The organism is Bacillus sp. Medicinal_06 (genome assembly GCF_056711665.1).
Window position 1 is genome coordinate 43337 of the sequence record NZ_JBWYHD010000016.1, and the last position, 25446, is coordinate 68782.

25 protein-coding genes are annotated in these 25446 nt (G+C 35.3%); 7 read left to right on the forward strand and 18 right to left on the reverse strand.

The genetic code is table 11. The features are described 5' to 3' along the window. Positions 1-12 precede the first annotated feature (12 nt). The 8 genes from truA to AC1M36_RS24690 form a co-directional block, all read right to left on the reverse strand. Positions 13-750, reverse strand: coding sequence for a tRNA pseudouridine(38-40) synthase TruA (gene truA, locus AC1M36_RS24655; protein ID WP_336453312.1), 738 nt, complete (start codon positions 748-750; stop codon positions 13-15). 337 nt (positions 751-1087) lie between these two features. Beyond that, on the reverse strand, positions 1088-1858 hold the full coding sequence (locus AC1M36_RS24660) for a CPBP family intramembrane glutamic endopeptidase (protein WP_336453311.1): 771 nt from the start codon (positions 1856-1858) through the stop codon (positions 1088-1090). Continuing rightward, entirely contained in the window at positions 1842-2975 is a 1134-nt protein-coding gene (locus AC1M36_RS24665) for a helix-turn-helix domain-containing protein (RefSeq protein WP_336453310.1), read from the reverse strand. The genes AC1M36_RS24660 and AC1M36_RS24665 overlap by 17 nt, the downstream gene beginning before the upstream one ends. Before the next feature lie 210 nt (positions 2976-3185). Then, complete coding sequence (gene rlmD, locus AC1M36_RS24670) at positions 3186-4565, reverse strand: 23S rRNA (uracil(1939)-C(5))-methyltransferase RlmD (protein ID WP_336453309.1); 1380 nt, start codon at positions 4563-4565, stop codon at positions 3186-3188. A gap of 10 nt (positions 4566-4575) precedes the next feature. Next, positions 4576-5439: a DNA-3-methyladenine glycosylase family protein gene (locus AC1M36_RS24675; RefSeq protein ID WP_336453308.1), complete on the reverse strand. Its 864-nt coding sequence runs from the start codon at positions 5437-5439 to the stop codon at positions 4576-4578. 59 nt (positions 5440-5498) lie between these two features. Beyond that, the gene (gene pdaA, locus AC1M36_RS24680; protein WP_336453307.1) at positions 5499-6281 is read right to left on the reverse strand and encodes a delta-lactam-biosynthetic de-N-acetylase; all 783 of its coding nucleotides are present in this window, start codon (positions 6279-6281) and stop codon (positions 5499-5501) included. 129 nt (positions 6282-6410) lie between these two features. Further along, on the reverse strand, positions 6411-7934 hold the full coding sequence (fumA, locus tag AC1M36_RS24685; protein WP_336453306.1) for a class I fumarate hydratase: 1524 nt from the start codon (positions 7932-7934) through the stop codon (positions 6411-6413). Positions 7935-8327: 393 nt separating this feature from the next. Then, a complete protein-coding gene (locus AC1M36_RS24690) occupies positions 8328-8510 on the reverse strand; it encodes an SE1561 family protein (RefSeq protein WP_002174720.1) in 183 nt (60 codons plus the stop codon). 258 nt (positions 8511-8768) lie between these two features. Here AC1M36_RS24690 and yfkAB point away from each other — a divergent pair, with 258 nt between their 5' ends. Further along, positions 8769-9896: a radical SAM/CxCxxxxC motif protein YfkAB gene (gene yfkAB / locus AC1M36_RS24695; RefSeq protein WP_336453305.1), complete on the forward strand. Its 1128-nt coding sequence runs from the start codon at positions 8769-8771 to the stop codon at positions 9894-9896. Between the two features lie 46 nt (positions 9897-9942). On the opposite strand, the gene AC1M36_RS24700 is transcribed toward yfkAB, so the two are convergent. Together AC1M36_RS24700 and cax are read right to left on the reverse strand one after the other, a co-directional pair. Then, entirely contained in the window at positions 9943-10740 is a 798-nt protein-coding gene (locus tag AC1M36_RS24700) for a YfkD famly protein (RefSeq protein ID WP_336453304.1), read from the reverse strand. Between the two features lie 98 nt (positions 10741-10838). After that, positions 10839-11894 carry a calcium/proton exchanger gene (gene cax, locus AC1M36_RS24705; RefSeq protein WP_336453303.1) on the reverse strand — a complete coding sequence of 352 codons (1056 nt, stop codon included), beginning with the start codon at positions 11892-11894 and terminating at the stop codon, positions 10839-10841. Positions 11895-12064: 170 nt separating this feature from the next. On the opposite strand from cax, the gene AC1M36_RS24710 reads away from it, so the two are divergent. The 3 genes from AC1M36_RS24710 to AC1M36_RS24720 all read left to right on the forward strand — a co-directional run bounded on the left by AC1M36_RS24710 (position 12065) and on the right by AC1M36_RS24720 (position 13624). Next, the gene (locus tag AC1M36_RS24710; RefSeq protein ID WP_336453302.1) at positions 12065-12481 is read left to right on the forward strand and encodes a pyridoxamine 5'-phosphate oxidase family protein; all 417 of its coding nucleotides are present in this window, start codon (positions 12065-12067) and stop codon (positions 12479-12481) included. Positions 12482-12634: 153 nt separating this feature from the next. Continuing rightward, positions 12635-12781: a BH0509 family protein gene (locus tag AC1M36_RS24715; protein ID WP_000817786.1), complete on the forward strand. Its 147-nt coding sequence runs from the start codon at positions 12635-12637 to the stop codon at positions 12779-12781. Between the two features lie 414 nt (positions 12782-13195). Then, on the forward strand, positions 13196-13624 hold the full coding sequence (locus AC1M36_RS24720; protein WP_336453301.1) for an EamA family transporter: 429 nt from the start codon (positions 13196-13198) through the stop codon (positions 13622-13624). Positions 13625-13633: 9 nt separating this feature from the next. On the opposite strand, the gene AC1M36_RS24725 is transcribed toward AC1M36_RS24720, so the two are convergent. Further along, positions 13634-14230 carry a DedA family protein gene (locus tag AC1M36_RS24725; protein ID WP_336453300.1) on the reverse strand — a complete coding sequence of 199 codons (597 nt, stop codon included), beginning with the start codon at positions 14228-14230 and terminating at the stop codon, positions 13634-13636. A gap of 433 nt (positions 14231-14663) precedes the next feature. On the opposite strand from AC1M36_RS24725, the gene AC1M36_RS24730 reads away from it, so the two are divergent. Next, positions 14664-17447, forward strand: coding sequence for a GTP-binding protein (locus tag AC1M36_RS24730; RefSeq protein WP_336453299.1), 2784 nt, complete (start codon positions 14664-14666; stop codon positions 17445-17447). A 60-nt stretch (positions 17448-17507) separates the two neighbouring features. Here AC1M36_RS24730 and AC1M36_RS24735 read toward each other — a convergent pair whose 3' ends face one another. From AC1M36_RS24735 to AC1M36_RS24750, 4 genes are all read right to left on the reverse strand, one after another. Next, entirely contained in the window at positions 17508-17930 is a 423-nt protein-coding gene (locus AC1M36_RS24735; RefSeq protein ID WP_336453298.1) for a hypothetical protein, read from the reverse strand. A 14-nt stretch (positions 17931-17944) separates the two neighbouring features. Then, complete coding sequence (lepB, locus tag AC1M36_RS24740) at positions 17945-18478, reverse strand: signal peptidase I (protein WP_336453297.1); 534 nt, start codon at positions 18476-18478, stop codon at positions 17945-17947. A 289-nt stretch (positions 18479-18767) separates the two neighbouring features. Beyond that, positions 18768-19448: a lysoplasmalogenase gene (locus AC1M36_RS24745; RefSeq protein WP_336453296.1), complete on the reverse strand. Its 681-nt coding sequence runs from the start codon at positions 19446-19448 to the stop codon at positions 18768-18770. A 132-nt stretch (positions 19449-19580) separates the two neighbouring features. After that, positions 19581-20531, reverse strand: a complete 951-nt coding sequence (locus AC1M36_RS24750) for a DMT family transporter (RefSeq protein WP_336453295.1) — start codon at positions 20529-20531, stop codon at positions 19581-19583. Positions 20532-20800: 269 nt separating this feature from the next. On the opposite strand from AC1M36_RS24750, the gene AC1M36_RS24755 reads away from it, so the two are divergent. Continuing rightward, positions 20801-22726, forward strand: a complete 1926-nt coding sequence (locus AC1M36_RS24755; RefSeq protein ID WP_336453294.1) for a heavy metal translocating P-type ATPase — start codon at positions 20801-20803, stop codon at positions 22724-22726. Between the two features lie 310 nt (positions 22727-23036). Here the strand turns inward: AC1M36_RS24755 and AC1M36_RS24760 are convergent, their stop codons facing one another. Genes AC1M36_RS24760 through AC1M36_RS24770 form a run of 3 tightly spaced genes read right to left on the reverse strand, consistent with a single transcriptional unit; the run spans position 23037 to position 24946 of the window. Next, complete coding sequence (locus tag AC1M36_RS24760; RefSeq protein ID WP_336453293.1) at positions 23037-23906, reverse strand: YihY/virulence factor BrkB family protein; 870 nt, start codon at positions 23904-23906, stop codon at positions 23037-23039. Positions 23907-23912: 6 nt separating this feature from the next. Next, the gene (locus AC1M36_RS24765) at positions 23913-24428 is read right to left on the reverse strand and encodes a DUF4075 domain-containing protein (protein WP_336453292.1); all 516 of its coding nucleotides are present in this window, start codon (positions 24426-24428) and stop codon (positions 23913-23915) included. Positions 24429-24481: 53 nt separating this feature from the next. Next, complete coding sequence (locus tag AC1M36_RS24770; RefSeq protein ID WP_336453291.1) at positions 24482-24946, reverse strand: low molecular weight protein-tyrosine-phosphatase; 465 nt, start codon at positions 24944-24946, stop codon at positions 24482-24484. A 168-nt stretch (positions 24947-25114) separates the two neighbouring features. On the opposite strand from AC1M36_RS24770, the gene AC1M36_RS24775 reads away from it, so the two are divergent. Beyond that, positions 25115-25339 (forward strand): DUF1128 domain-containing protein, encoded by a 225-nt coding sequence (locus AC1M36_RS24775; protein ID WP_336453290.1) that lies wholly within the window; start codon positions 25115-25117, stop codon positions 25337-25339. Positions 25340-25446: the final 107 nt, after the last annotated feature.

Genomic DNA, 25446 nt, shown 5'->3' on the forward strand with positions numbered 1-25446 from the left:
CTACAAAATTATCTAAAAATCTACCTTCTCCAAATACAATCCACTTGCATCTGCAAGACAATTAATTTGATTTCGTTGTTTCGCCTCTAAAATTTGCGGGATCGCATCTGCATCTAACTGACCTAAGCCAACTTCTACTAATGCTCCAACGATCTTTCTCACCATATTGTGAAGAAATCCATTTCCGCTCACTCGAATTTGGATAAAACCTTCACTTTCCGTGACATCAAGCATATATATTTCTCGAACCATAGATTTCTTTTTCGATTTGGCATTCGAAAAAGCAGTAAAATCATGTGAACCAATGAAATATTGAGCTGCTCTCTTCATACTTTCAATATTTAACTTTTTCGGAACGTGCATACTGTATTTACGCATAAACGGATTTGTATGTTCCTCATTCCAAATTTTATATAAATACGTTTTCGATTTTGAGTTGTAGCGAGCATGGAAGCGTTCTGGAACTAACTCTACATCAGTAATACTAATATCGTTTGGTAAGTATTGATTTAAATACTTTTTAACTTTCGGTTCTGATAATTTCTCTTCAATCTTGAAATTAGCTACCTGATTAAGAGCATGTACACCAGCATCTGTTCTGCTGCAACCAATGATTTCTATCTCTTGTCCGATCATTTCTGATAATACACTTTCGATTTTGCCTTGAATCGTATTATCATTATTTCCAAGTCGCTGCCAACCTTTATAGCGTCCACCGTCGTATTGAATTGTTAATTTGTAGTTATTCATTATATTCTCCTTGCTTTCTAATGGCTAAATAAAATATAATCCCTCACATAACTCCTACTTTGTGAGGGAACGTATCCTTATTTTAAATAAATTATCATATCTTTTTATGACTTAAGTCTACTTGCAAATAAGCTTCTCTACATTCTACACATGAAAGTAGTATAACTGCAAGCTCCATTCTCTTATATACATTCATAACTTTTCTTATTGAACAGCAAGTAAAGAAGCTGATTTACAAACATTTCAATTACGCTCGGAAAACGGTAGCAATCATATTCTATTTTCTTTAACAACGCGATCAACAAACAGAATAATCAGACACTTAATCTTTCATCCTTTATAGAAGGAAGCCAGCAAGTATAATATAACGAATAGCATGCACTAACGCATGTGCTATTATTGCATATTGCAACCCCATCTTCTGATATAGCCAACCAAAAATCATTCCAAAAATACCATTGAGTAAAAAGCAACGTATCAGAAGGAGAGTATTCAAAGCTCCAAAGGTTAGAATTGTTGCCGGAATATGCCCTGCTGCAAATAATAGCGCTGATAAAATATTGGCACATACAAATATCCAAACTGGGATATTTTCTTTTTCTTTACTACGGGCAAACAGTTTCCATAAGATAAAAGAAATCAATGACATAATAAATAATCTCACCATAATTTCTTCTAGTACTCCGCCATAAATAACAGACGTTACTAAATAAAGCAGTGAATAATTATCTTTCGTATAAGTTGCTGCAACTTCAGGCATCATTCTGGCAAAAATAAAGTTATCCAATATTATAAAAAACAAGCTAGCTACAGTGCTAATGCCTACCGTAATTAGAACGTTCCTCTTAGCAAAATTAAATTTTTTTAGCAGGTTTACCTTATCCGCTAAAACATACCCAAAAAACCCCATAATGCCAGCGTATAAAATACCACTTTGTATACTTACAATCAAAATATACATTTCTTTCGACGTCTGAGCTAATATCTGATTATGCATTTCCTGATTCATCAATAAAAAGCTATAAAATCCACTTAGTACTCCGCCAATAATACCTATTGGTAACATATAAAGTGAAAATTTTAATGCGCTCTTATAAATTTTTTTCATATTCGTTCATCCCCAATTTAAATTTTAAGGTCCCAACGATGCTCTTATATCTTGGTATTTCCGCCAAAATAGCAAATGCAGGGTTTTCTATAATCCCTTGCAGCATACTTGCTTTGATAGTCTCTTTGTTCCGAACAGTCTTTGATCCTAGCTTAAATTCCTCGAACCAATCATCAATAGCGTCAAAGTAAGAATCGCCATGTAAATTATATAAGGAAAAATTCAAAGTACAGACAGCCGAATACTTTTGCAACATATCCAATGCCTTTTCATAATTTCCCTGCATACAATACACCTGTGCAGCCGTATTATATACCTTGACCATCGTATTGGGATGTAGCTTCTCTAAGCCATAAGTATCTGCAAGGACAAAAGTACGTTGTAAGATTTCCTCTATTTTTTCTGCATTTGGCGCATTTAGCAGTAGATACGGTGGTATTACTGCAACCAGTCGTATCAAGTGCTGATACATACTAATTTGCATAACTTCATTAGCTTTTTTCACGTTTCCCATCATTTGATACGCCTGTGCTACCATTTCATCATCCGGAGAATGCGGACGAATGGTTTCACCTAGTAACCCCAAGACCTCCTGTGGTTTTTGTAAAACGAGATAACAGATAGCTTCCAATGAGACCGCTTCTTTTGCAAGCGAAACATCCTCGCTTTCTGTTTTTACCCGAATACATAAACTGATAGCTTCCTCAAGAACTTCTATCCGTTTTTCCGATTCTGCCGCCAACATATGGTGATTTGCAAACAGCCCGGCCATCTGAAGCAATAAAGGAAAGCAGGAATAATATTTTTTTATAATCGCTCTGCATTCTTCAATTACTTCGTCAAAAGGCTCTTCAGCAAAATCTGATGCCAGTTTGTGATATAACTTTTTAATATCATCCTGTGTCATTTGCGGTGCATATCCCATTAGTTCGTCTATGCTAACATTGAAATATGCTGCCAGCTGAGGCAGAAAGGTGATATCCGGATAACTTTGATATGTTTCCCATTTTGAAACAGACGCCTTTGTAACACCGATATATGCCGCCAGTTCTTCTTGTGTAATTCCTTTTTCTCTACGCTTTGCAATAAGTGTTTTAGCAATATTAATTTCTTTCATTTCGTCACCTCACTTATAATTATATGTTTTCATAACATTCTAACCATAGATTTAAAGTTGACTTTAGTTGTTAAAATCAACTGCAAGGAAACTTTAAATAGCTTTTAATGGAAATCGACTAAAATACAAAATAAGGCTTCCCGAAATTACCACGTAAAGTGTAGAAACTTCGGAAAGCCTAATGTATAAACATTTGTAGCTCTTTATTTTTTATTTTCTAACAAGCTTAACCACATTCTCAACATGTGCTGTATGCGGGAACATATCCACTGGCTGTACATACTCCACTTCATAGCTCTTCATTAATGTTTTCACATCACGCGCTAATGACGAAGGGTTACAAGAGACGTATGCAACCGTTTTTGGTTTCACTTTTAAAATGGTTTCCAATAATTTATCATCACAACCTGTACGAGGTGGATCAACCACAATTACATCTGGACGCCAGCCTTCTTTAACCCACTTTGGTAACCATTGTTCTGCTTTACCAGCTTCGTACTTCGTATTTGTAAATCCGTGACGCTTCGCATTTTTCCTTGCATCTGCAATCGCTTCTGGAATCACATCCATACCACGTACTTCTGCTGCATCATTTGCCAACCACAGTCCAATTGTCCCAACGCCGCAATATGCATCAACGATTTTTTCTTTTCCTGTTAACGCAGCAGCTTTTTTCGCTTCATTATAAAGGACAATAGTTTGTTCTGGGTTTAACTGGAAGAATGCACGTGCTGATAATTCAAATGATAAATCACCAAGTGTTTCTTGAATGACTTCTTTTCCAGCTAATCGGAACGTTTTATCTCCAAAGATAACGGATGTTTTACGACCATTTACGTTTTGCATAATCGATTTTACTGATGGCATTTGTTTTTGTATTTCTGCAATAAATTGCTCTTTATTCGGGAATTCGTCTTTTGCTGTAATTAATGTAACTTGCACTTCCCCCGTTTGAACTGCTACGCGCGTTACAATTGTACGTACAAGACCTTTTCCTTTACGCTCATTATAAATAGAAATATTTAATTTCTCTAAAATACGTTTTACAACTTTTGTTGCTTCATTCGTTGCCTTATGCTGAATCATACAATGAGCAATATCAATTAAACGATGTGAGTTTTGCTCATATAGTCCCGTAATAACCTTTTCATCTTTTCGTCCCACTTGTAATTGACTTTTATTACGATAATGCCATGGGTCTTCCATGCCAAGTGTTGGGCGAATTTTCTCTTCCAGACTATGATTCATATACTTTTGGAACGCTTGTACAACAATATCACGCTTTTGATTTAATTGTTCTTTGTAATCTAAATGCTGAAGCTGACAGCCACCGCACTTATCATACACTGGACATGGCGCTTTCACACGATGCGTTGAAGCTTTACGAATCGTTTTTACTTTCGCCTCTGCAAAACCACGCTGAATTTTCGTTGTCTCTGCAACAACTTCCTCCCCTGGTAATGCACCTGGAATGAAGACAACTTGTCTCTTAAAATAACCAACGCCTTCTCCGTTAATCCCAAGACGTTTAATTGTCACAGGAAACGTTTGGCCAACTTCCAACTTACTCTCTTGTTGCTTTTGTACCATTGTTACACCTCTACTCTATACTTTTCCATAAATATAACGCTGCATAACTGCAGTATGGTTCACACTCTTGTTTCACTTGTTCTAACAGTGCATCATCTGGCTTATTTTCCAATTGAAATACACCTTGAAGCGCACGCTGAATCCCGATATCTGCTTTCGGAAACATATTTTTTCGCCCGAGTCCAAATAATAAAAAATTTTGCACCGTCCATGTACCGATACCTCGCACTGGTAACAATTGTGCTGATACTTCTTCGTCTGTTTGATTTTCTAGCTCCACTAAGTTTAACTTACCTTCCACAATATGTTTTGCTAGCCCTACCATATATTCCGCTTTCCGCTGACTAAACTTCTGATTTCTGAGCTCTTCTATTGAAATTTTTGATACCCTTTCTGGTGTCGGAAAAAAGAAAACACCATTCTTCTCGGTTCCATATCGTTTTACAAATTGTTCTGTAAGAGCCGTAGCAAATTTTAAATGAACTTGTTGATGAATAATACAACGAAGAAGACAAGCAAAATAATCAAACTCTAAAATAAGCGGTGTATAGGCATATGTTTCAAAAAGTGGACGTAATGATGTGTTTCTGAAATGGGTTTGTATATCTTGAAAAGATTCATTCCATTGAAAAATGGAATAGATGCGTTTCATAACTTTTTCTTGTTCACCTGTCTGGCTTGAAATCCAAAATTGCGGATTTTGAAGCGTACCAATTCCTTGTACGCGGACAACAATTTGTTCTTCACCCATAAGAAGTGGGATATAAACGATTTTCTCTTCTAATTGAACAACATTTAGTGGGTCAAAAGACAAACGCCTGAGCACCTCTTCAAAATGGTACGGATCCTTTAACGTAACATGTTCGCTCCACATACGTTTCCCCATCCTTTTTACACATCATTATATCATGAGAAAACCGTAAGCATACATGCTTACGGTTGATTGCTTTTTACTAAATCATCTAGGCTTTTAAAATGATACCCTTTCTCGCGTAAATCATCAATGATTTTCGCTAATGCTTCCGTGTTATCCTTTGACACTGCGTGTAATAAAATAATTGCTCCCGGATGAATCATATTCATAACATTATTATGCGCATACTGCCATCCTCGTTGTTGATCGACTTTCCAATCAAGAAAAGCAAGTGACCAAAATACATTATAATAGCCCATTTCTTTTGCAAGCGCTAATGTACGTTCACTAAAAATCCCACGGGGTGGTCGTAAATATTTTACTTCCTTTTGTCCAGTAACATTCTTAATTTCATCTGTTACACTTTGCAATTCTTCACGAAGTTTTGCATCATTTACTGTTGTAAAATCTGGATGAGTCTGTGAATGATTACCAACAATATGCCCTTCATTTACCATTCGTTTCAATAAATCTTTTTGCCCTTTTATATAATGACCTGTTACAAAAAATGTGGCCGGTACTTTCTTTTCTTTTAATACATCTAAGATTTTTGCAGTATATCCATTTTCATATCCATTATCAAATGTTAAGTATATATCCTTTTTCTTTGTATCTCCCAGATAAAAGCCACCATTATTGTGGACTAAATTAGTAAATTTTTCCCCTGCATCTGGTGGTGTCTCATTTTTCGCTCGTGGAATCCCCCAGTGATTTGGTGCATTCGTATACGCGAAAGTCGAAACTGGAACAAGTGCCATTATAATTGAAAAAATGAGACCTATATATAACCATTTATGCTTCATAAATAGTCTCCTTTCCATATATCATCGTACCTGTAGTTTCTGTTTTCAATATTTCTTTCATGCTGAGCATGTTTTTCCATATATGCCAACAAAAAATGCATCTCGAATGATTCGAGATGCATTTTTTACTTATTTAAATACGGGTTCTTTAAAGGTTGCTAATTTTTCAAGTGATGTTTTATCTACATCTGCGTGTAAGCTGTTACCGTGAGAATCCATTGTTACAACAGCTTTAAAACCATCAATACGCAAATGCCACATTGCTTCTGGAATACCAAATTGTAAGAAGTCTACACCTTTCACTTCTTTAATACATTCGGCATAATACTGTGCAGCACCACCGATTGCATTTAAATATACGCCGCCATGTTCAGCTAGTGCCGCCAATGTTTTTGCTCCCATTCCACCTTTACCGATGACAGCACGAATACCGAACTTTTTCATAATGTCACCTTGGTATGGCTCTTCACGAATACTTGTCGTTGGACCTGCCGCTTTAATTTTCCAATTGTCGTTTTCATCTTTCACAACAACCGGACCGCAGTGATAAATAATTTGTCCGTTTAAGTCTACAGGACAATCATTGTCCATTAAATGCTTATGAATTGCGTCACGACCTGTGTACATCATTCCGTTAATCGTAACGACATCACCAACGCGAAGTTCACGAATTTGCTCTTCTGTAATTGGTGCCTGCAATACAATTTCACGCTGTTCACTGTTCTCTTGACTTTCTTCTTGCTGAAGTGTATTTTCACCTTCTTGATATAACCAATCGATAATCTCACCTGTTTCAGGATGAATGGTTACACCAAGGCGACGATACGCCCAACAATTGTATGCAACAGATACATAAAAACTAGCTGGCAGACGATTGTATACGCCAATTTTACAACCAAGTAAAGTTGTTTCACCGCCAAATCCCATCGTACCAATACCAAGCTTGTTCGCATTCTCTAATACGTATTCCTCAAGCTTTTGTAATTCAGGAACTGGGTTCATGTCATCTAATGTACGGAATAATTGATTTTTTGCTAACTCATAACCTGACGTGCGGTCTCCCCCGATACCAACACCGATTACACCTGCGCTACATCCTTGTCCCTGTGCTTGATATACTGCATGAAGAAGGCATTTACGAATTCCTTCTAAATCACGACCTGCTCGTCCAAGTCCTTCTAATTCACAAGGTAAGCTGTACTGAATATTTTTGTTCTCACAGCCGCCTCCTTTTAAAATTAAACGAGCATCAATATAATCTTTCTCCCACTGCTCAAACTTAATCACAGGTGTACCTGGTCCTAAGTTGTTACCACTATTGTCTCCAAAAAGAGAATCAACAGAGTTTGGACGAAGTTTCCCATCCTTTGTCGCCCGCTCAAGCGCACTATAGATGGCCTCTTTCATTTTCAATTGATTCACACCAACTGGTGTATAGATTTTAAACGTCGGCATCCCTGTATCTTGGCAAATCGGCGAGATATTTTCATCTGCCATTTTAATATTATTTGTAATCGTGCCAAGTGCCATCGCTGAACGAGTCCCTGCATTTTCTCGTTCTTTTGCTCGTTGAATTGCACGACGAACATCTTTCGGCAAATTCGTCGATGTTTCAACAATTAGTTGATACATACTTTCTTGAAGCTTTTCCATTGTTACTTCCCCCTCAATTGTGAACGCTACCAAAACGTTACGAAATGAAATTTCCACTCTTCATTCTCTAGAGTCTTTTCTTTTTTATCTCATGACTCTTAAGATCAAATGGAATTTTTCACAACTTGATTATACCCTTTTTTCCATATTCCTTCTATTTAATAGGATAGAAATCGAGATATTTTCTAATTTAAACGGCACACTTGCAAAAAACGGCTACCAATATATAATTGGCAGCCGTTTTATCCCGCTATTTTCGGGCAATAATTCCTACTTCAAAATTTGGCGGAAACAAAGAAGCTAGGCAGGAGATTGCCCGTAAAAGCCCGATTGGTGAAGGTTAATAATCAGAGGGAGATAATAAAGCCCCACCGATTAAAGTTTCACTTTATATTATTCGTCTTTTTTAAATTGCTCACATTTCAGTTCTAATTCATCTAACATTGCAAGAAGACGATCTACATCTTCTAATTCTACTTCTTCTGGTTCAATTGTATCGATTACTTCGATGAACATATTTAAACGTTCTTTCAAATATACTAATTGTGAATCTTTATCTTGAATTGCTTTTCCCACGAAGGCACTCTCCTTTTTATTCGAGTTGCTTTTATTATACCGCAAAAATGATCACCATGAACATGAATTTTCATCAATTTTGTCACAGTACTTTATTCTATATAAACAGAAATGTAATGCGATTTCTTTCTCTTTTAAAACGAAATAAGAAAATCAAGAAATTCTTGTTACAAAAAGTTTCACTTTATAAAACGTCTATATTCTTCTATTATAGAGGATGGACAAATTGTTATTTCAATAGTCAAAGGAGTATTTCAGATGAGTATATCACAAACAATGAAGCCGATTACTCCTTCTTACGATCCATGGGAAGCGTATATGGACCTTGAAGAGTACGGCAAATTACTATTAACAAACGTTGAGTTTACAACGACAACGTTATGCAATATGCGCTGTGAGCATTGTGCTGTTGGTTATACATTACAGCCGAAAGATCCAAATCCGCTTCCAATGGAACTTTTATTAAAGCGATTAGATGAGATTCCTCATTTACGTTCTCTAAGTATTACGGGCGGAGAGCCGATGCTCTCAAAAAAATCCGTCGACAACTATGTAACACCACTCTTAAAATATGCCCATGAACGAGGCGTTCGCACTCAAATCAACTCAAATTTAACTATAGATTTAGCCCGTTACGAACAAATTATTCCTTATTTAGATGTGTTGCATATTTCACATAACTGGGGAACAATTGATGATTTCGTTGAAGGTGGATTTGCCATGATGGATCGCAAACCTACTTATGAACAACGTGCGAAACTATTTGAGCGAATGATTACAAATAGTAAAGCTTTATCAGATGCAGGTGTTCTTGTATCAGCAGAAACAATGTTAAACAAACGTACTTTACCACATATCGAACACATTCACCGTCAAATCGTCGAAGAAATGGGCTGTAAACGTCATGAAGTACACCCTATGTATCCAAGTGATTTTGCTAGCAACCTTGAAATTTTAACAAAAGATGAAATTCGAAGTGCGATCGAACATTTATTAGATATTCGTGATGAAAACGTTTGGATGCTATTTGGCACACTCCCATTCTACGCATGTAGTGATGATGAATGTGATTTAGCTACATTAAAAAAATTACACACAAGCAAAAATGTAACTGTCCGAAATGACCCAGATGGACGTTCCCGCTTAAATGTAAATATTTTTGATGGCAATATTATCGTAACAGATTTTGGGGATATTCCACTACTTGGTAATATACAAACAAACACATTACAAGAAGCATATGACAAATGGTGCAGCTCAAAAACAGCAAAGTCATTAAGCTGTCACTGTCCTGCTGTAAAATGCCTTGGACCGAATATCCTTGTAAAAAACAGCTACTATCCAACCGAAGATTTCTTAACAAAAGAAACAAATATTACACTTTAATACAAAAACGTCAGCTAATTGCGCTGACGTTTTTGTATTTATCCTATTATTGTGGATGAGGTGAAGAAATAAATTTAAATGACAAATAATCTTGAATTGGAATTGCAGCCCCAATTCCTTGTGACGTAATATTTTTAATCAAAAGCCTCTTTTGATTTCCTTTTAAAACAAGGTATACTTCTCCAAATGTAACTTTTCCTTTTTCATTTACTGCTGGTGTATATGCATATAAATATCCAAGTTGTTTAGGACTGATATTGTATACACGCTCATTCTCGGTGCCATAACCAATGGTTGTTTTAAAAGAAAGCGGTAACTGCACCTTTTCCATTGCCTTTAAAAGAATCATTTTTTTAACATCTTCCGCATCTTTAATATATGCTGTTAAACCGCCTTCTACAGTTTTTTGTGCTTCTTGTTTGTAGCGAAGTGGATATAATTTCTCTACACCACGGTTGTCATACACATTACGATTCACTTGCTTATATTCCCAATTCATTGTTGTATCTGTTGATTCATAATTTAAAGGCCATTGTCCCAAATAAATTTTCGCCCTATATCCCACTGCAAGGGGGGCATTTGAAATCGAAGTTTCATTAAACATTCGAATTAAGTGTGGATTTTCAATACGAATATCCGATGTTTTCAGCAATTCTTTCGCAAGTTGACTTGGCTGCAAATGCGGCAAATCTTGCACTGTATTTGGATAGGTATTTCCTTTTGAAATATTCAAAACAGATGAAGGCATCTTTACATTTACTGTTGTCTTTGCAAAACCGCTGCAAGGAAATAATAAAATAAACGAGACCATAGTTGAAAGACATATGCTACATACTCGTTTCACCTGCTTTACTCCTTCCTAATTTAAGAATATATAAATCATTTAAATAACTATTAATTACCTCTATTGTTTTCTCTCCATGACATTGTTATCCAAACTTTTTATAACAAGTAAAAACCAATTCCCATAATGAAATAAGCAGCTAACAATGTTCCTCCTTCAAACCAGTTCGTATCTCCATCGTTTGAAATTGCAATTGTTAAAAAGACAGAGGTAATCATTGCTACAAGTTCTGGCATTGTAAATACAAGGGGCATTTTCATTGTAAAGAACATCGATAATAATACGAGTACAGGAGCAACAAACATGGCAATTTGTAATGTAGAACCGATTGCAATTTCAACTGCAATATTTACCTTATTTTTATAAGCCATAATAATTGCAGAGGCATGTTCAGCTGCGTTCCCAACAATGGCAACAATAATAACTCCGATAAATAATTCCGACCAGCCAAATGATTGTGCAACTGTTTCAAATGTGTGAACAAGTGCCTCTGATACATAAGCTACAGCCGCTGTTGCAATCGCCAAAATAAGCAAGGCTTTCCCCTTTGACCATTCTGGTTCTTCTTCATGCTCTACTTCATCACTTTTATGCTGATATACACCACGATGTGTAACTAGCTTAAAAAACAGTGCTGCTAAATACATGATGATCATGATAATTGAAACTCCAATACTTAATTGGTATGTTTTCTCTATCCCCATCTTCATCGAAAAAACTTCGGGAATAACAAATGCCACGACAACTGCAAATATTAGTAAGGCAGAGTTATGTCTTGCGTCATAAACATTAAAGCTTTGCCTTTTATACTTGAGTCCCCCTACGAAAAAGGAAAGACCGCCAACTAACAATAAATTTCCAAGAACAGAACCTGTTAGTGAAGCAAGTACAACTTCCGTTAATCCTGCTCGCAATGCAAAAATTGAAATAATAAGCTCAACTGCATTCCCGAACGTTGCATTTAATAATCCACCAATCCTTGGTCCAGAAACAATAGCTAAACTTTCTGTCGCTCTTCCCATGAAAGCAGCAAGAGCAATAATTGTAACGCAATATACAGCAAACATAATTGTTTGTGGCCAATGCAATGTATTTCCAAGAATAGAAAGCGGTACACCAGCCAATGCAAGTATTAAGAAAATTTTATTGAACATATCCTCCATCCTTCCATCGTATGTATTTCTCCTCACTACTACTCTTATTCTTCTCCTAACTTGTCCCATTTCATCACAAATACGTTTAAAAAATGGGATTGAAGAAAAAAGTATATAAGATCATAAATTTTTTCACACAAAACTTTCAAATAATAGAAAGGGGTAAAAAAATGCACTTAAAAGAAAAAATCGCAACTATTATTCAAGGACAAAGAACAGGTGTGTTAGCCACCATTCGTGAGAATAAACCCCATAGCTGTTTTATGATGTTTTTTCATGAAGATTTTGTGCTATACGTCGCAACAGATCGTAATTCAAAAAAATTAACAGATATTGAGAAGAACCCAAATGTTCATGTACTGCTTGGACGAGAAGGAAAGAAATGGGATGAAGATTATATTGAAGTAGAAGGCACTGCCTCAATTGAAGAAGACCCAACATTAAAACATAAATTTTGGAATAATAGTTTAAAACGTTGGCTGCTAGGAGCTGAAGATCCAAACTACGTACTGATAAAAATTAATCCAAATACAATTTACTACATCGATAGCGATGGCACGACTCAACCAGAGTTTTTACGACTGTAGTACGAAAACAAGCTCTGTTAACAGGGCTTGTTTTGTCGAAAAGTTCTTAGTAAAAAAATATAAAAAAGCTGGAACTTTCTAAAGATTCTGTTATATAATAGCATTAACTTAAATAAACTGTATTAAAACAGATTGGGAGGAGAAATAAAAATGATGAAAAGAGAAGAACGGAAAAACATGATTGAGTTTATCGAAAAGAAAAAAGGAATTGAGCGTGATGAACTTTTATTTATGACAGATGATGAAGTAGAACATATTTACAATGTAACGTACTTTTTATATGAAGAAATTGCAGAATAATAGAGCAAAAGGCCCACCTAACAGGTGAGCCTTTTGCTATTTTTATAGTTATATTTCTATATAAATTCAAAATTTTTCTTTTTAGATAAAGTGAAACTTCAATCAGTGGGGGCTTTCTCCATCCTCCACTGATTGTCGGCCCTCACCAATCGGGCTTCTATGGGCTGTTTATCTCCCACCTAAACTTCTTCGCATACTCTTAAGTTTTGAGGTGGGAGTATTACAGCCCGTTAAAGCAGGGTAAAAAAGGGCCCGCGCCAAGTGAAAGCAAAAGGAGCCAACGAAGATATTTCCTTTTGTTTTCATACCAATAGCTTATACATTTAAATATCTTTGTATGCAAATTTTATTAATACATGTTATGTTTGAGAATTATTTTCATGTATAATGATACAAGACTGGAGGAATTTTACTATGAGTTCATGGCTATTATTCGCATTATTATCAGCAATTGCTGCAGCACTTGTATCCATCTTCGGGAAATTTGGTTTAGAAGGAATCGATGCCAATGTGGCAACAACTATCCGTTCAATCATCATGGCACTATTCATGATAGGCGTCATTATGATACAAGGAAAATTTCAAAATATCGGTGACGTTCTAATGAATAAAAAAGCACTGCTGTTTATCACCTTAAGTGGTATAGCTGGTGCCTCATCATGGCTCTTTTATTTTCTCGCTTTGAAAACAGGAAAGGTTTCACAAGTTGCTCCTGTAGATAAATTAAGCGTTGTATTTGCAATTATTCTTGCAATGATTATATTAGGTGAAAAATTAAATTTCATGACTGGAATGGGTGTTGTATGTATTACAGCAGGTGTCCTTTTTATCGCTTTTAGCTAAAAAACCGCTTCATGAGCGGTTTTTTTTCTTATTTATGTATAGCCATACAAGAACTATAACCACTACTGTAATAATTAAAATCCATATTCCATAGTGATGTAAACTATATTCAACAAAGCGCCACTTCTCTCCTAACTTCCACCCAAGCCCAATGAAAACGCTAATCCAAATAAATGCACCACTATATGCATATAAACAAAATCGCCATACAGTTAAATTAGACATTCCCGCAAAATATGCTGTCAAATGGCGTACTCCCGGGATAAAATATCCAATCATTAATAAAACAGGACCATATTTCTCAAATAAAATATGTGTTTTTTCAATTTGTTTTTCTTTAATTCGAATTTTCGGACCATATTTTTTCAATACAGGCAGGCCTAATTTCAAACCAAGTAAATAACTCAATGTAATTCCAAGTACCGCACCTGCCATTCCACTTAAAAAAGCAACTGGACCGGACATAATTCCTTTCGAAATATTATACCCAATAAACGTCAACAAAAACTCATCTGGTATTGGCAGGCCTACAATTCCACCCGCAAGAGCTATAATAATTCCGAAATATCCATAATGTGCGATTAACTCACCAATATGTTGTTCCATTCGGATGACACATCCTATGCACGATCGTTATTCCATATTGTGCCCTCTCTATCTTTTTAGCAAACATGGTATACATATTCACTATACATCGTTTTTATAATGAACTCTACTCCTATTCATTTGATCTGTAATGAAATCTCTCACTGTTTTTAATCGTCACTTTTCAACATCTTGAGATATTGGTGCATATTGTTCACCAATAGCGGGATAAATCTATACTTCACTTCATAATTATAAGAAAATCCGACTTCACAAGCGGGATTTTTGTTACAATAAAGAAAAGTTACATTTAGCAACGGTTTGACTCTCAAGGAAAATGATATAGGCAATAAACATATATTTAAAACTATAAAATGCAGCTTCTGTCCATATAGAGTACTATACACCCTTTTACATAAAAATCATTTTTCTAAATTATACAGGGGGAAAAAACATGACCATAGAAAAACATTTGATTCAAAAGGTATACTATGAAACATTCTTAACTGAACAGGATTCTATTCAAGCTCCTCAAGTTCTTGGGGAAGCATATGTAAATGAAGCTCAAAATAATTTTTCTAATATCTCTAACATTCGTTTCGCACAAGGAGAAATTTATTATCACCAGAAGGATTTCGAAACAGCCATTTTCAAATGGGAGAAAGTAAACAATGACCTCTCTCTATGGGCAAAAAAAAATATAGCAGACGCTTATTTTGAATTAGGATTATTTTCAATGGCTGAAAAAATTTATACATCGATTCAAGCAGAAGACGTTACATTAACAATGGAAGTGTCTTTACAACTTCTTTCTCTGTACATGGAACAAAATCGTTTAGGACTTGCTTTTAAGGTCATTAGTGAAGCTGTTTCTTTCCAACCAGACTATCCAAATATCACTGCTATCGCTCGCTCCTTTTATGAAAAACAGCAGGATTGGAACAATGCGATTGACCTTGCTGTACAAGAAGGAATTCGGACGAAATCATTACATTGGTTTGAGATTTTAACAAATTATGTGAATCAAGGATTCACAAAACAAATGAAACCAAAATATTTTTATGAAGCATTAAAAGTTTTATATACAGTCGATTCGGTTCAATTTAAGCAACTGGTCTTATCTCTTTGGAAAAGCTATCAAGATGAATCAACCTACTTAGTATGGATTCAAACAATTAATCACCTGTTTTTACATGTCGAAGTAGATTCTTACGACGCATGGGATGAAATTGTTACGCTTTATCAAGACACATACTGCGAATTAATTACAGGACAATACTTGATGCATGAACTGCAAGAACTTATTCCAGACTTGTTGACGAATTGGTTTAGCTTAACAAAAGCAGAACATTCTCTATTTGTTTCTGCTGCAACATTAGCATGGAATGAGGTTTCACCTAAGAGCCTCGATACATTACTTGTAAAAAGCACTGAAACACTACTTTCTAGTTCCACAACATATAACGCAGTTGAACTAGACAAGGTCTCAAATCTTTTTGAAACGATTGTCGTATGGGCAGAAAAGAATGATGTAGACTTAAGTCATTCTTTCACATGGCTTGTTCGGGAACTTTCTGATGTAAACGTACAACAAGTTCTCGTTACAGGTACAAATCATACTAGTAAATCAGCCTTTATCAATTCTATATTAGGAGAAAATATACTAAAAGATTCGCCTAAGGCCGCTATCGTATTTAAAGATAATGCGCAAACTGAATTTACAGAACTCACCGATTTAACAATACGAAAGACTTCCAATTTGGATGAACTTTACGAAATGATGGCCATTCCTCCAAAAACAGAATTTGAACAGAAATGTATTGAATTTAAACTACCATGTAGATTTTTACGAAAAAATAAATTCTCATTTATCGTTACACCAGGTTTTGATGGAAATGGAAATAAAGAAAATACAAATCTAGATTACTTACATGCAGCTGATAATCTATTATATGTTCTTAATACCTCTTCATCGTTACTTGATGAAGAAATTGATACACTTCTGTACATGCAAGAACAACTACCAACTTTACAAGTTCAATTTGTTTTAAATCAAATTGATACCATTCTTAGTGAGGAAGCAGCAAATAAAAAGCGAATTGAAATCGAGTCTAAAATACATGTACATTTTCCAAATGCACGCGTATTCTCTTACTCACCTTTACAGGAGAGCAGTGGGCAACTAAGTGATTTAACAGAGTCCATTACTTCAAACTTTAATAATAGAAATATAAAAACAGAACGCACAGAAAAACTATTATGGTTTATTCAAAAGACCATCATGTATCTGTTAAATGAACGTATACAACTAGAAAATACGTTAGTAAAATCCATTCGTTGGAACAAACACATTTTAGTAAAGCTAAATGGCTTTATTAATAATCTAACTGCTATTGAAAAAGATAAGACTCGCTCTATCACAGACTCATATCGTTTAACTAAAGATGAAATTATACATGACCTTCATGATCAAATCCCTGAATTATTACAGAGTTGCTCTGATCTAGTTCAGGAAGATAGTGACTTTAAACAAGTTCCTGAAGAACTAAATGTAGCAATGAATGAAAGAATACAAAAACATTTGCAACAAGTGATATTACCTAAATTTACTCATTCTATTCAGGAATGGATTGAAAAAGCACATAATGAGTTTATTCAAAGTCAATCTTATTTAGATGAAATGAGTGAAACATTTAATAAATTATACGAAGAAGAACGCATGAAACTACCATGTGATTTTCAATTACTTGATGATTGGCGTCGAGATGTTGCTAGAATGACAAACCGAATTAAAGTTGATGACGTAAATATTTTACTACGCTTTACACCAACACAATTTCTATTAAAAAGTGCGGGAAAACTATTCGGTAACATGCAAAAAAATCAATCCATGCTTTACAACAAATACAAAAATTATATTGAGACCGAAGACTATACAGAAGTAACAACAACGATTTCTGAACAGTTCTTCCTTCAATTTGAATTATTCGAAAGCGCATTAGAACGCGATATTATGATGTTCTTTAAAGAACCTCTTAGCATATTAAAACAGACTGTGGAAGCCGCACATCTCGAAATAAATCAGGACGAAAATGCATTAACAAAACTAAGAACAAATCCAGAAACATATCACGATCCTTTAACATTGTTTAAATTGCAGTTATTACAATACAAATTCATGCTAAATAATAAACCGATTTCATCAAAAGTAGAAAGTAACAAGGCGCCAACCATTTAGATAAGAACAAAAAACCAAGCAAATCATAACAATTGCTTGGTTTTTTGCTTATATTCTATTTCACATATCCCAAATAACATCATTAACTTTTGCATCAACTCTTACACGATGAATGAACTTCTTTCTCTCTTCTTCTTTATGAATTAACTTATGTATATACCGACGTTTACTTAATAAATTTCTATATACTTCATTATAATTTAGAACTTCCTGGCAGCGCTTATCCTCATATAAAACTTTGAACCATGCATACCCCTTTAGCTTTTCCACATGCCTCTTCATTCTTTTCTTTTTTCGTTTTTCTCGTTCAAATAACCTTTCCACCACTTGCTCTACCACTTCATCTAACATAAAGTCCCCAGCTACTTTTACAACACCAATCGTTCCTCTAACAATGCCTTTCCCCGCATCAACACATACTTCACCTAATGCAATTGCTGCCCGACCAATCCCTACTAGAATGTGTCCAATAATATCCTCCATATTATCACTTCCTTCTAGTTCACAATTTTCATATGATCAAACGGATAATAGATTGCTGTTAATGTTCCAAGCACTTCCGTTTTATGAATCAGCCCTAAGCCGTTACGACTATCTCTACTTACTAAACGATTATCACCCATAACAAAAATCTTGTCTTTTGGAATTGTAATAGGACCGAAGTCTTCTGTTAAATTAACAAGAAGTTGTTTTGCATGCTCTCTATTCTTATCCAAGTAAGATTCACTTTTCACTTGATGATTTACATATAATTGATCATTTTTCATCTCAATTACATCTCCTGGCAGCCCAATAATTCTCTTTACATAAAAGTTATCAGTTTTTACTACAATAATATCTTCACGCTCATAAGTCTCAAATCTCTTTGCTAACTTATTAATAATGACCTTATCCCCATCTTGCAATGTTGGCCTCATAGATGCTCCTTGTACAGTTGTTGGAAAAAACACAAAAATCTTCATTAAAAAAAACAATAAACATGCAATTGCTATTATTTCAAAAAGTTCACGAAAGCGACTTTTCTTTTTCATTTATTTCCCCTTTCTCACTTATTCCTCTATTATAAGGCTCATTTGTAAATAAATTCTATATTATCTGTTAATTATTCATATTACTTATCCTACATCAGCGATTGATAATACAGATCTCAATGTTTAGTACTAACAAAGTAACTACAAACTTCACTGTACCTATAAAAAAGAACCGCTCTTCACAAGCAGTTCCCTATTCTTTATCCCGCTATTTTTGGGCAATAAAAGCCTAATTCGTGAAAACTAATAATCAGTAGGGAATGAAGCCCCAACTGATTAAAGCTTCACTTTACATTCCAGCATAAATAATACACATCTGTGCAGCAATATATGTTAACCAAATCCAAAGTGGATCATACTTTACTTTGCGGCCGCCAATATCTGTCACACCGATAATAAAATCAGAAATTACAAATAGTAATCCACCGAATGCTGGGATCCACCATATTCCGCTATTTGCATAGTATAATGCAAATGCAAAGCATGCCATTCCACCGACCCATAAACCATATACGAGCGCACCAATTGTAAACAACTTATCTTGCCCTTGATTCCGAATAAAAAAGAACCAACCAATTATTAAAAATAGGCCGTAGGCAATGACACCAATCCAGAATCCCTTCCACGAAATACCCGTTTGTAAAAATGCCGTTACATAAAAGCAATGTGCAATTGCAAATGTAACCATACCACCCATTAGCCGATGCCCAAACGGTATGAGCCCCGCCATAAATAAATCACCAAGCGTAGATAAAGTCATACCAATTGCAACCCACTGCCGATACTCTACAGATGGATCTTGCAGCCAAATCCAAATCGCACCACCCGTTAAAGAAAAACTAAGCGTGAGACGAATCAATAATGGTAACGGCTCATTTTTTATAGTTTGTCTTGTCTTCGCCATTGCAAAAAATGCTCCAAAAACAAATAGAAAGACTTGCCCAATTAATAATATATAAATTTCATTCATAAATATGTGCTCCTCAATGAACAGATAATACTGTACTTTCGTGATATAACTTCTTTTTTCCTCTAAAATTTGAAAAAAAGAATAACTTCTGTCCTTCTTTTCGAGCATGAAAGAAAAATACACTCACTTATTTTAAGCTGCTTGTTTCTCTTGTTCTGTTTTTTGCATATTTGGTGTTCGATTTACTACGATAATTCCTGCCGCTACGCACGCTAAGCCAAATAAAACAAAGGAATGAATTGCTTCTCCTAAAATCATACTGGATAATAAAACGCCAAATATCGGTATAAAGAACATATACATCGATACTTTTCCAACTTTGTTATACTTCATAACTGTATTCCAAATACAGAATCCTGCCGCTGATAAGAAGGATAAATATAGTAACATAGATAGTGCTTTCATATTAAATACAAAAGGCATAAATCCAACTTGAAAAATGCCAATACATAATAATCCAATAGATCCAAAAATCATCTGGTATGCTGTCATGTATCCAACATCTAATGTTTTGCTGCCTTCTTTCGCCAATATATTTCCATATGAATACATCATCGCGGCCCCAAGAAGCAATAATTCACCAATTCCAAAATGGAAAGCCATACTTCCATCACTCGGAACATTTACAAGAATTACACCACAAAAACCGATAGACACACCGATCACTTTTCGCATATTTAATGCATCATCTTTGTATAAAAAATGCGCGAGTAAAATTTGGAAAAAGGATGATGTCCCCGAAATAATAGCACCTTCAATGCCGGAACTGTAACTCATACCAATATAAAAACACACATATTGTAGGAATGTTTGAAACAAACCAATTTGTACTAATTGCTTTCCTGTTTCTTTTTTGAAATGCATATCTTTTCCTATTGCCTTAAAAAAGAATAAGAGCATCACACCTGATAAGAAAAAGCGATAACCAGCAAATAATATTTGCTCGCCAACTTCATGTGGCCGAATTCCGAGTTCAGCATAACTTAATTTAATAAAAGGAAATGCACTTCCCCATAGAAATGTCGCTGCGAGTGCTGCAACAAATACACCAATCGGATGAGTAAAAAATTTCTCTGTCTTCACTTGTTGTCTTCCTTTCCGACCTTTTTACGAACAATATCCATATATACCAAAGGAACAGCAAAAAAACAAGTTTTTCAATTTCATATATAAGCAAAAACATATCCTCAAGTAGAAATATATGATATAATATAGAATAATTATAAGGTAATAATTGATAAAATTTCTCATTAGAAATGCTGCTATCCGTATGGATGGCAGCTTTCGTCGTTTTATGGGGGTTTCGATTTTGATTCTTTTTCTCAATAAGAACATGGAAGGAGAGAGTAATTATGAACTCAGAAGTAAAAACATTACCATCAAAAAATAATATGTCTAACCCATCTTGGATTCAATCATTTCAAAAACATTATGAACTAATCTTTGCAATCCTATCTGGTGTTTTCATTTTAGCAGGCTGGTTATTCACAAAAAACGAAGCAACAACTGTTGGAGTAGTTTTTTATATCCTCGCCTATATAATTGGAGGATATGCGAAAGCCAAAGAAGGCATTGAAGATACAATAGAAGAAAAAGAATTAAATGTAGAAATGTTAATGCTCTTCGCTGCCATTGGTGCCGCTATTATTGGATACTGGGCAGAAGGTGCAATCTTAATATTTATCTTTGCCCTAAGCGGTGCAATGGAATCTTACACATTAAATAAAAGCCAAAAAGAAATTTCAGCTCTGCTAGATTTACAGCCTGAAGAAGCCTTGCGTATTTCTCATGGAACAGAAGAACGTATTCCAGTAGGTGAATTAGAAATTGATGACATTATTTTAATTAAGCCAGGTGAACGTGTACCTGCCGATGGTACAATTCATAGCGGTGAAACAAATATTGATGAAGCTGCAATCACTGGGGAGCCTATCCCAAATGAAAAAAAATTAGGTGATGAAGTATTCGCTGGAACTGTGAACTTACGTGGGGCTATTGAAGTTAAAATTACGAAAAGAAGCGACCAAACGTTGTTCCAAAAAATTATTCGTCTCGTTCAAAACGCACAAAGTGAAAAATCACCATCCCAACTTTTTATCGAAAAGTTTGAAGGAACATATGTAAAAGGTGTACTTATTGTCGTTGCTCTCATGATGTTCGTTCCTCATTTCATACTAGATTGGAGCTGGAACGAAACATTTTATCGCGCTATGATTTTACTCGTTGTCGCTTCTCCATGTGCACTCGTTGCATCCATTACACCTGCGACATTATCTGCTATTTCTAACGGTGCGCGAAGCGGTATTTTGTTTAAGGGTGGCATTCATTTAGAACGTCTTGCCTCCGTAAAGGCAATTGCCTTTGATAAAACAGGAACGTTAACACAAGGAAAACCGACTGTAACAGATATTTACGTACGTGATGAAATAACAGAAGAAGCTGTACTATATATTACAGCTTCTATCGAAAGTCATTCCACACATCCACTCGCAGAAGCTATCGTCATGTACGCAAAACATGCATATGACATTACATTAACAAAACCAGAAAGTGTAGAAGATGTCACTGGATTTGGCTTAAGAGGAGTTTTAGAAAATACAGCGTACAAGATTGGAAAGGCCGATTTTATTGGCGAGGAAACAAAAATTTTTCATAATGGTATCGCTACTACGCTCGAACAAGAAGGAAAAACTGTTGTCTATATTAGCGATGAAGAAGGAATTCTTGGCCTTATTGCTTTAAAAGATACGTTACGCCAGGAAACAATTGCTGCTATTCGTGATTTACAAAGTATCGGTGTGAAAGCCATCATGATCACAGGTGATAACGAACAGACAGCTAAAGCAATTGCAACTGAAAGTAACATAAAAGAATACTATGCATCATGCTTACCAGAAACAAAAGTAGAAACAGTGAAACAACTAAAAGAAAAATACGGTACAGTGGCAATGGTTGGCGACGGAATTAACGATGCTCCTGCACTCGCTACAGCAAGTATTGGCGTTGCGATGGGTGAAGGGACAGACGTTGCCTTAGAAACAGCCGATGTTGTTCTAATGAAAAATGAACTCTCTCGCCTTGCACAGGCCATTCGTTTATCAAAACGTATGAATCGCATTGTAAAACAAAATATTATTTTTTCATTAACAGTAATCGCAATGCTTATTTGTTCCAACTTCCTACAATTTTTAGCCCTTCCATTTGGTGTTATCGGCCATGAAGGAAGTACAATCCTTGTAATTTTAAACGGGTTACGATTATTAAAAGGAAATAATTAAACGGGTTCCCTAAAATAGGGAACCCGTTTTTTCTTCAATATCCAGCACTATCGGCTAGATAATTCGGCGGCTTCGCGTTTTCTGACGAAGAAAAAACGCGTTTCTATATCAGAAGCCACCATCCCTCTCACGTTTTAAGCGAGTCGGTTGTGCTTTTTAATGGTAGCCGTTATGTCCATTCGCACTACTGCTCGTTTTATGTTTTGGATGTGAACTACTTTTTTGTTTACCTTGGCTTTTATTATTATGATTTTTTTTATTGTTGCTCATCTTGAATCCCTCCTATTCCTTTTTATTATGGAACAGAACGCTATTTTCCATCACGGGAATTATTGTCACTTGCTCGATAAGAATACAAGAGACCATTAATTTCACCACCAAGTAAAATAACCCAGGCCGTTAAATAAAACCATAACATTAAAATAATAATACCACCGAGACCACCATATGTATTTGCATAATTGGCAAATTTGTCTACGTAATAAGCAAATGAGTACGATACCACAATCCATCCAATTGTTGCAAATAATGCTCCTGATACAACTTCTTTTCTTTTTAACTTTCGATCAGGCGCAAATGTATATAAGAAACTAAATAAGGCAAATAACACTAAAAAGCTGGCTACTAATCGTGTAATACTCCATACGAAAGAAAAACTCTCTGATAAGCCGAGCGCTTTAAAAACAGCTGCTCCAATTACCTGTCCAAAAACAGGGACAATTAAAGCGAAAACAATCATAAAAATTATTGCCAGTGTGAGTACAATGGATAACGCTCTCGTTGTAATGTAAGAGCGTGTTTCTTTTACGTCATAAGCACGATTAAAAGCATTCATCACTGCATTTACACCATTTGATGCAAACCATAACATCGATAATAAACCAAATGATAACAAACCACCATTTTGTTTGTTTACAACGCTATCTACATTCACTTCAATTAAATTCATTGCATCTTCTGGCACATAATTCTCTAATAAACTGAGCACATCCTCTGTATGAATGGGAATAAATCCAAGAAGTGTAATTAAAAAAACAAGCCCAGGAAAAATCGCAAGCAAGAAGAAATAAGCGAGCTGTGCTGCTAAGCCCGCTACGTCATCTCGCATCGTTCGGTCATATAGACCCTTTCCAAACGAATAGACACGATTTCCCCTTTCTTTCTCTAGAAACTTTTTCATATTTCTCTAGACGCTTTTCTTCTCTTCTTTATCTTGCTTTAACTCAATGTATGCCTCTGTCTTTTTTTCTTCCGCATTGGAGTCCTTCATAAATAATTCACGCGCTTCTTTCATCCCACCATCTTCAGCTACTACTGGCTCTTCTTCTGCTTTTAATTCTCCTACTTTTGGAGACACAGCTTGAATTTCAATTGTTTCTGGCTTTTCCCCTGATTCAATCTTTTTTCTACTAAAGATTTCTTTTGTTTCCTTTAACGTACCGACAACAGCCGGCGTTAGCTTCTTGATTTCCGCTACCTTCGCCTTTACTACATTAAAATCTGCAAGTTCGCGCCCTTTATCTGTAACAGTTTGCACTTTTTCTTTAATCTTTGCATTCTCGCCAATTTCAATCATTTTTGATTTTGCTTTTTCTGCTGTATTTTTCACTTTCTCACGATTTTCTTTCTTAAGCATGGAAACAGCTACACCTGCTGCTACACCAATCGCAATGTTTCGAGCTATATTATTCTTCTTTGCCATATTCCTTCACCCTTTCATTTCTTATGTTAGAAAGTATTTCTTTCTAATCTTTCTCATATTCCTTGCTCATTTTGAATGAATGCTAACAACTTTGCACACCCTTCTGTTACAAGGTCATATACTTCTTGAAAGTTCCCTGTAAAATAAGGGTCAGGAACATCCGTCCAGCCACCGCCTGGAACAAAATCGGACAGTCTACCAATATAGCCTCCAGCTTTACCTAAACTTTCTAAATCTGCTATATTCTTGTTGTCCATGGCAATAATATAATCAAACTTTGTTAAGTCTTCTTTTTCTACTTGCCGTGCTTTAATTCCTTCAAAAGAGACTTCATTTTCTGTTAAAATTTTTTGTGTTCCTTTATGAGGTGGATGACCAATATGCCAATCACCTGTCCCAGCAGAATCAATTTGAATCTTATCTTCTAACCCTTCTCGTATGACAAGATCTCGAAAAATTGCTTCTGCCATAGGAGAACGGCAAATGTTCCCAAGACAAACAAACAATACTTGAATCATATTTGTTTCTTCCCTTCTTGGTGCTTTCTTATATACATATAGTATAAACAACCAATTATTAATTATAAAGGAAATACCTACTAATTTAATAGGATTGAAAAGTTGCATTAACGAAAATGATAAAAAATGTTAAGATAGCCTTATGTTATTTCAAAGGGGGACACTTCGGTGGATTTATCCGTAAAATCGAAAGAAAATGTTGAATATATGGTAGACGCAATTAAAGAAAAGTTACGCATGGTAAACGCTGGTGCAATGCGTGCCGAAAGCTTTAACGAAGAAATGTATGAGGATTTACGTGACATTTATGATCATGTAATGAAACGCGAAACATTTAGCATTAGTGAAATGCAAGCTATTACAGAAGAGTTGGGTATGTTAATTAAAAAATAATGAAGAGTCCCTTTGTACAAAGGGACTCTTCATTATTTTTTAACCGAGAAGCCCCGCTCTAAACGAAGTAAGGGCGGCGCTAGTCCAATTCTAACAAATTCATGACA